The sequence below is a fragment of the Simplicispira sp. genome (assembly GCF_028687295.1).
GTDB classification, from domain to species: domain Bacteria; phylum Pseudomonadota; class Gammaproteobacteria; order Burkholderiales; family Burkholderiaceae_C; genus Simplicispira; species Simplicispira metamorpha.
Map to the genome: position 1 here is coordinate 1 of NZ_JAQUAL010000174.1, position 6,406 is coordinate 6,406.

Here is a 6,406-nt window from a genome sequence, read left to right on the forward strand (position 1 = left end):
CCAGGCGCATCACCAGTGGCTTGTAGTGGCGCTCCACCACATCGCCCAGATCGGGCGGGGTCTCGCCAGGCACAAAGCGGACTTCGGCATCGGCCAAATCTTGGCCAGCACAAAAGCCCCGGCCAGCGCCGGTCAGCACCAGTACGCGCACCGCCAGGTTGGTTTGGATGCTGTCCAGCGCATCGCGCAACTCAGCGTGCATGTCAGCATTGAAGCTGTTCATTTTGTCCGGACGGTTCAGCGTCAAGCGGGCTATGCCGCTGTCGCTGACCTCGAACAGAATATGTTGATAAGCCATTGCGCGACCACTCCTCAAACGTGGTAGCGGCGTTGCACCACCCGGAAACGGTTAGCGACAAAAGCGGAATCTGCATACGAGGCATTGGCTGCCGGATTGCCGCCTGTGCCGTGGTAATCAGAAAAAGCGCTGGACTGGTTCACAAACACGCCGCCAGTCAGGTTGATGGACAACGCCACCTTGCCGCGCCAAGTGGCTTCGGTCATGGCATCAATCACTTCTTGGCGGGTGGAATACAGACCCACCGTCAAAGCGCCATGCTCGCGCACCACGCGCTCAGACAAAGCAATACCCGCAGCGGTATCGGCCACCTTGACGACAAAGCTGATAGGGCCAAAGCGCTCTTCCATGTAGGCTGCCTCGTCGGCCGCATCACAAGCCAGCAGCACAGGGGTACGCACCTGAGCAACGGGGAAGTCGGGATTACTCAGCGTTTGCGAGGCCAGCACCACGGTACCCAGTTGGCCACTGTTGGCATGGGCCACGCGGTCGGTGGTAGCTTCGGACTGCATGGCACCCAGCACGGCAAAGGCCACTTCGGGCTTGGACAAGAAGCGGCTGATGGCCTTGCCAAGATCGGCACACACCTCGTCGTAGCTCTTATGGCCTTCATCGGTATCAATGCCGCCAGCTGGCACAAAAATGGCCTGCGAAGTGGTGCACATCTGGCCCGAATACAACGACAGGGTGAACGCCAGATTGCCCAGCATGGCCTTGTAAGCGCTGGTCGAATCAATGACGATGTTATTCACACCAGCCAGCTCGGCATAGACCTGGGCTTGCTTGCAATTGTCAATCAGCCACTGGCCAAACACGTTGCTGCCGGTAAAGTCCACCGACTTGACGCTGGGGTGCGTAGCCAGTGCTTGCGTGGTGCTGCGGTTGTCGGTCACACACAGCGTAACCAGGTTGGGATCAATGCCGTTCTCAGCCAGCACAGCACGGATGGTGCGCACGGTAATGGCAGCGGGCAAGATGGCGTTGCTGTGTGGCTTGATGATGACGGCATTGCCAGTGGCCAGTGCAGCAAACACGCCCGGATAGGTATTCCACGTGGGGAAAGTGCCGCAACCGACCACCAAACCCACGCCCCGGCCCACCAGCTCAAAATGCTTCTTCATAACCAAAGCAGGATTTTTGCCTTGGGGCTTCTCCCAAATGGCTTCGGCAGGCACAAAGCTTTGCTCGCGCCAAGCGTAGGCCACTGCCTCCAAACCACGGTCTTGGGCGTGGGGGGCACCAGCCTGGAAAGCCATCATCCAGCCTTGGCCGGTGGTCATCATCACGGCATGGCCCAGCTCAAAGCTCTGGCGGTTTAAACGAGCCAGAATTTCCAGGCACATGCCAGTGCGGCCTGCAGCGCCCACCGCTTGCCAGCCCTTCATGGCGGCCAAGCCAGCCTCAATCAGTACCTCGTGGTCACACAAGGGGTAACGCACATCCAAAGCGCCCGCATAGGGCGACACCTCGTTGCCACCCCAGCCGTTCTGGCCGGGCTGGTTCAGTTCGAAATTCTGGCCCAGGTGCGCTTCGTAAGCGCGTTTGCCGTCTTCAGCAGCAGTTTCACCGTAAGCCTTGGGGCTGGGCATCTCGGTGTAGGGCGACCAGTAGCCACGGGTAGCGATGGCTTGCAGGGCACCCTCAAGGGTGGCACGGTGTTGTTCAAACAGAGGGTGGGTCATGCTTTTTCCAAAGAGAAACGGCTGAAACTTGTATGCAAGGCAGCGGAGCCAACGCCGCCTTACCCATCAAAAAGCAACACACAAATTTCACATCAACATAGAAAAGTGTATCGCTTAAGAGTTCTTCCAAATAGAGGGAAAACCTTAATACGATTAAAATTTATCGTAAAAGAACACAATTTACTTTCACATTCCAAGATAGGCAGCGCGCACCTGCTCGTTGTGAATCAGGTCTTGTCCGCTACCGGTCAGGGTGATCTCGCCAGTTTCGAGCACATAGCCGCGATCCGCCAGCGCCAGCGCCGCAAAGGCGTTCTGCTCGGCCAGGATGATGGTCATGCCCTGCGCTTTCAGCGCCTTGACCACGTTGAACACCTCCTGCACCAGCAGCGGCGCCAGCCCCATTGATGGCTCGTCGAGCAGCAACAGCTTGGGGCGCCCCATCAGCGCACGGCCAATCGCTAGCATCTGCTGCTGACCACCCGAGAGGGTGCCCGCAGGCAGCTTGCGCTTCTCTTTCAGGATCGGAAACATGGCGTAGACCTTTTCCAGGTCTTCAGGCACCTGTTGCTTGGGCTGGGTGTAGGCGCCCAGCCGCAGGTTGTCTTCAATCGTCAGCGGGCCAAACACCTGGCGCCCCTCGGGGCTCTGGCAAATACCCCGGCACATGCGCTGGTCGGCGCGCACCCGGGAAATATCCTCCCCATCGAACCATATGTGCCCGGCTCCCATAGGCTGCACCCCGGACAAGGTGCGCAGAAAAGTGGTTTTTCCGGCCCCGTTGGCCCCCACCAACGCCACGGTCTCGCCCCGGCGAATCTCCAGATTCAGGCCCTTGAGTGCCTTGATGCGGCCATAGCTGCTTTCCAGCCCCGTCACTTTGAGCAGCACATCGCCACCGCTGGCAGGCATGGGCGTTTGCAGCACACCACCGCTGTGGGCACCCAAGCCCACCGATTCAGGAGCCAGACTGACCACCCGGTGGTACAACTCCTGAAACTCGGCCTGTGCCTCTTTGCCAAACAACGGATCGTTGTTTTCCTGAAAACGGGTGTCAATCTCGCGCCAATCTTCTGCCAACAACGTCTTGCGTGCCATGGGCAACGCCTTGGACTCTTCGGTATGGATATGGCTTTTGAGCTTGCGGCAGTAGTCACGCAAAGACTGCACCAAAGCGGCCTGCTGGCCCGCAGTGGCTTGTGCAAACGCCTGGCGCATGGCTGCCAAGTGGAGGATGGCCTGGCGGTGGTCTTCTTGCAGTGCATCGACGAGCGGCCCCGCCTCTGCCGAGCGCAGACGCATCAGCGGAAACAGGCAATCGTCTTCTTTGCGGTGGTGGGCGTGGTCGGCAAATTTCTCGATGTATTCAAAAACCGCCTGAAAAAACGCCGGATCGACCGGGCTGCCAGCTTCCAGCTCATCGGCCACCTGCTCCAACGCAATGGCGATGCGCCAGAAACTCCGATGCTCTTCGGTAATGATGCGCAGTGTTTCCATTTTTCCTGCTTCCGTTTCAACCGTGGGCGCCCAGATAGGCGGCAATCACATCCGGGTTTTTGCGGACCTCTTCGCCGGTGCCTTCGGCCAGTTTTTTGCCGTAGTCCAGTACCAGAATGCGGTCAGACAGGTTCATCACCATCTTCATGTCGTGCTCTACCAGCACGACGGTGATGCCAGAGTCAGCCACCTTGCGCACCAACTGATCGACTTCAATGGTCTCTTTCGGGTTGAGGCCGGCAGCGGGCTCATCCAGAAAAATCATGCGTGGCTTCATCGCCAGGGCACGGGCAATTTCCAGCCGCTTGAGCACGCCGTAGGACATGGCATCGGCGCGGGCGTTGGTGTAGCCCTCCAGGCCGACAAACCGCATCAGTTCGGCAGCTTCTTCGCGCAGATCCCGGTCACGGGTACGCAGGCTGGGCCAGCGCAGGGCGGCTTTGAACAGGTTGCGGTCCAGCCGCAGGTGCGCGCCCACCATCACGTTCTCGATGGCGCTCATGTTCATGCAGATTTGCAGGTTCTGGAACGTGCGGGCCACGCCGCGCTCGGCCAGCTCGTTGGGTGATTTGCCGTGGATAGGCTCACCATCGAGACGAATCTCACCGGTAGTGGGCTTGTACACCCCGGTAATGAGGTTAAACAGCGTGGTTTTGCCCGCCCCGTTGGGGCCAATCACGGCATAGACGATGCCCGCATCAATGTTGAACGAGACGTTCTGCACCGCCTTGACACCACCAAAGTGGATAGACAGGTCTTTGACTTCCAGCAATGCCATGCTCAGTCTCCCTTGCCAAATTTGGCTGCCAGCGTCGGCACCAGCCCCTTGGGCAGGAAAATCATGCACAGCATCAGCACAGCACCAAACACCACGGTTTCCCAGCCCTCAAAAGTGGCCAGGGCTTGGGGCAACGCCGTCAACAGCACGGCACCGATGATGGAGCCAAACACCGAGGCCATGCCGCCCACCACCACCATCGTCACCAGCTCTACCGAATGGAAGAAATCGGCAAAGTTGGGCGTGACAAAGGCCATGTAATGCGCCGTGATGCTGCCCATGATGCTGGCAAACACCGCCGACATGACAAAGATCGTGACCTTGTAGCGCACCACGTTCACGCCCACCACCTGCGAGGCCACTTCCGAACCGTGCAAAGCACGCAGCGCACGGCCAAACGGTGAATCAATCATGTTGAGCGAAGCCCAGACGCTGAAAGCCAGCAGGGTGGCCACCACCCAGTACCAGTGCTTGTCGCTGCTGAGTTCAAAGCCAAATACGGACATCGCTGGCACGGCCATGCCATCGGGGCCACCCGTCCATTGGGCTTCATTGCGCAGGGCGATATTGATGATGATGCCCAGCCCCAAGGTGGCCATCGCCAGGTAGTTGCCCTTGAGCTTGAAAATGGGGCGGGCCACCAGCCCGGCAATCACTGCCGTGGCCACAGCACCCGCCCCCATCGCCAGCAGCGGATGCCATGCAAAGTGCGTAGGCAACACCGCCGAAGCGTAAGCGCCAATCCCCAAAAAACCCGCATGGCCCAAACTGATCTGGCCCGCAAAACCAATCAGCAGGTTCAGGCCAATCACGATGATGGCGTTGATGCCGATGCGGATTGCCAGATCCATGTAGTAACTGTTGGGCACCACCCACGGCAGCACCAGCAGTACGGCCACCAACAGACCCAATCCAATGTAAGAACTCTTTTGCATGCTTACACCCGATCGGTCGATTTGCCACCAAACAGGCCGCGCGGCATGAAGAACAGCACCAGCAGGATCAGCACAAACGGCATCGCATCCTTGTAGGCAGAGGAGATGTAGCCTGCGCCCATCGCTTCCAGCACCCCCACCAGCAAACCGCCCACCACGGCACCCAGGCCATTGCCCAGGCCGCCCACCACCACCGCCACAAAGCCCTTGAGGCCCAGCATGATGCCCACGTCGTACGAGGTCATGGTGATGGGCGTGATGAGGATGCCACCCAGTGCGCCCAGGCCTGCGGCCATGGCAAAACTCATGAACAGCACCCAGTTGGTATTGATGCCCACCAGCTCAGCGGCAGTGCGGTTGAACGAAGTGGCCAGCATGGCCTTGCCCGTGAGGGTGCGGTTGAAGAAATACCACAGACCCGCCACCACCACAGCCGTGACACCCAGCACCCACAGGCTTTGTGGCAACAGCGTAGCGCCCAGAATTTGCAACGGCGCATCGCCCGAAAAGGCGGGCAGGCTGTGCGTACCCTTGCCCAGCCACACCTGAATCAGGCCGCGAATGACCAGCGAAGCGCCAATCGTGACGATGATGAGCGAGACCGTCTCGGCGCCCTTGATGGGCTCAATAGCCACCTTCTCCATCACCACGCCCACCACGGCAGGAATGGCAATGGCCAGCAGCAGCACCACCGGCATCGGCAGACCCATCTGGGCAAAAAACACCGCCAACATGCCGCCCAGCATGATGAACTCGCCCTGGGCAAAGTTGATAACGTTGCTGGCGTTGTAGATCAGCGTAAAGCCCAACGCCGCCAAGGCATAGGTGGCACCCACCGTAATGCCCGAGAACAGAAATTGCAAAAACTCGGCAAGCATCAGTCAGATCTCCCGGGCGTCGCACATGCGTGGCGACCGTGTAGCGGCAACGGCATAGGGTTATCTCCGTAGTATTTTTTTGGAACGCAGCGCAGGCATACCTGCCCTGGGAAGGGCAGCGGCAAACCGGGCTCTTGCAGTGCGATTACACCTGCCAACATGATACCTATAACAAGATTTTTTATCGTTTTTGTATCTTGTTTGAGCGCAAAAATGCGGGTAATCCCTAGGAAAAACACCACCAAAAAAGCCGCGCCGACCGGCGCAGACACCACAAAAGCTGCATTTTTGGCCAGCTACGGTTTGATTTTCCGCAGAAAAAAGCCAATTTTTGACTA

At 58.8% G+C, this 6,406-nt stretch carries 6 protein-coding genes and 1 pseudogene; all 7 read right to left on the minus strand.

Features of this window, described 5'->3' with window-relative positions:
• Positions 1 to 298: enoyl-CoA hydratase-related protein (locus tag PHX69_RS14620; RefSeq protein ID WP_288044652.1), on the minus strand; the 298-nt coding region annotated here is incomplete at its 3' end.
• 14 nt (positions 299 to 312) lie between these two features.
• The gene (gene paaN, locus PHX69_RS14625) at positions 313 to 1,980 is read right to left on the minus strand and encodes a phenylacetic acid degradation protein PaaN (protein WP_288044654.1); all 1,668 of its coding nucleotides are present in this window, start codon (positions 1,978 to 1,980) and stop codon (positions 313 to 315) included.
• Positions 1,981 to 2,166: 186 nt separating this feature from the next.
• Positions 2,167 to 2,868, minus strand: coding sequence for an ABC transporter ATP-binding protein (locus PHX69_RS14630; protein ID WP_241524943.1), 702 nt, complete (start codon positions 2,866 to 2,868; stop codon positions 2,167 to 2,169).
• 216 nt (positions 2,869 to 3,084) lie between these two features.
• Positions 3,085 to 3,477, minus strand: a pseudogene (locus tag PHX69_RS14635) (hemerythrin domain-containing protein); the annotation flags it as partial.
• Between the two features lie 16 nt (positions 3,478 to 3,493).
• On the minus strand, positions 3,494 to 4,255 hold the full coding sequence (locus PHX69_RS14640) for an ABC transporter ATP-binding protein (RefSeq protein WP_119013403.1): 762 nt from the start codon (positions 4,253 to 4,255) through the stop codon (positions 3,494 to 3,496).
• 2 nt (positions 4,256 to 4,257) lie between these two features.
• On the minus strand, positions 4,258 to 5,190 hold the full coding sequence (locus PHX69_RS14645) for a branched-chain amino acid ABC transporter permease (protein ID WP_119013404.1): 933 nt from the start codon (positions 5,188 to 5,190) through the stop codon (positions 4,258 to 4,260).
• Between the two features lie 2 nt (positions 5,191 to 5,192).
• Positions 5,193 to 6,068, minus strand: a complete 876-nt coding sequence (locus PHX69_RS14650; RefSeq protein ID WP_119013405.1) for a branched-chain amino acid ABC transporter permease — start codon at positions 6,066 to 6,068, stop codon at positions 5,193 to 5,195.
• Between the last annotated feature and the right edge of the window lie 338 nt (positions 6,069 to 6,406).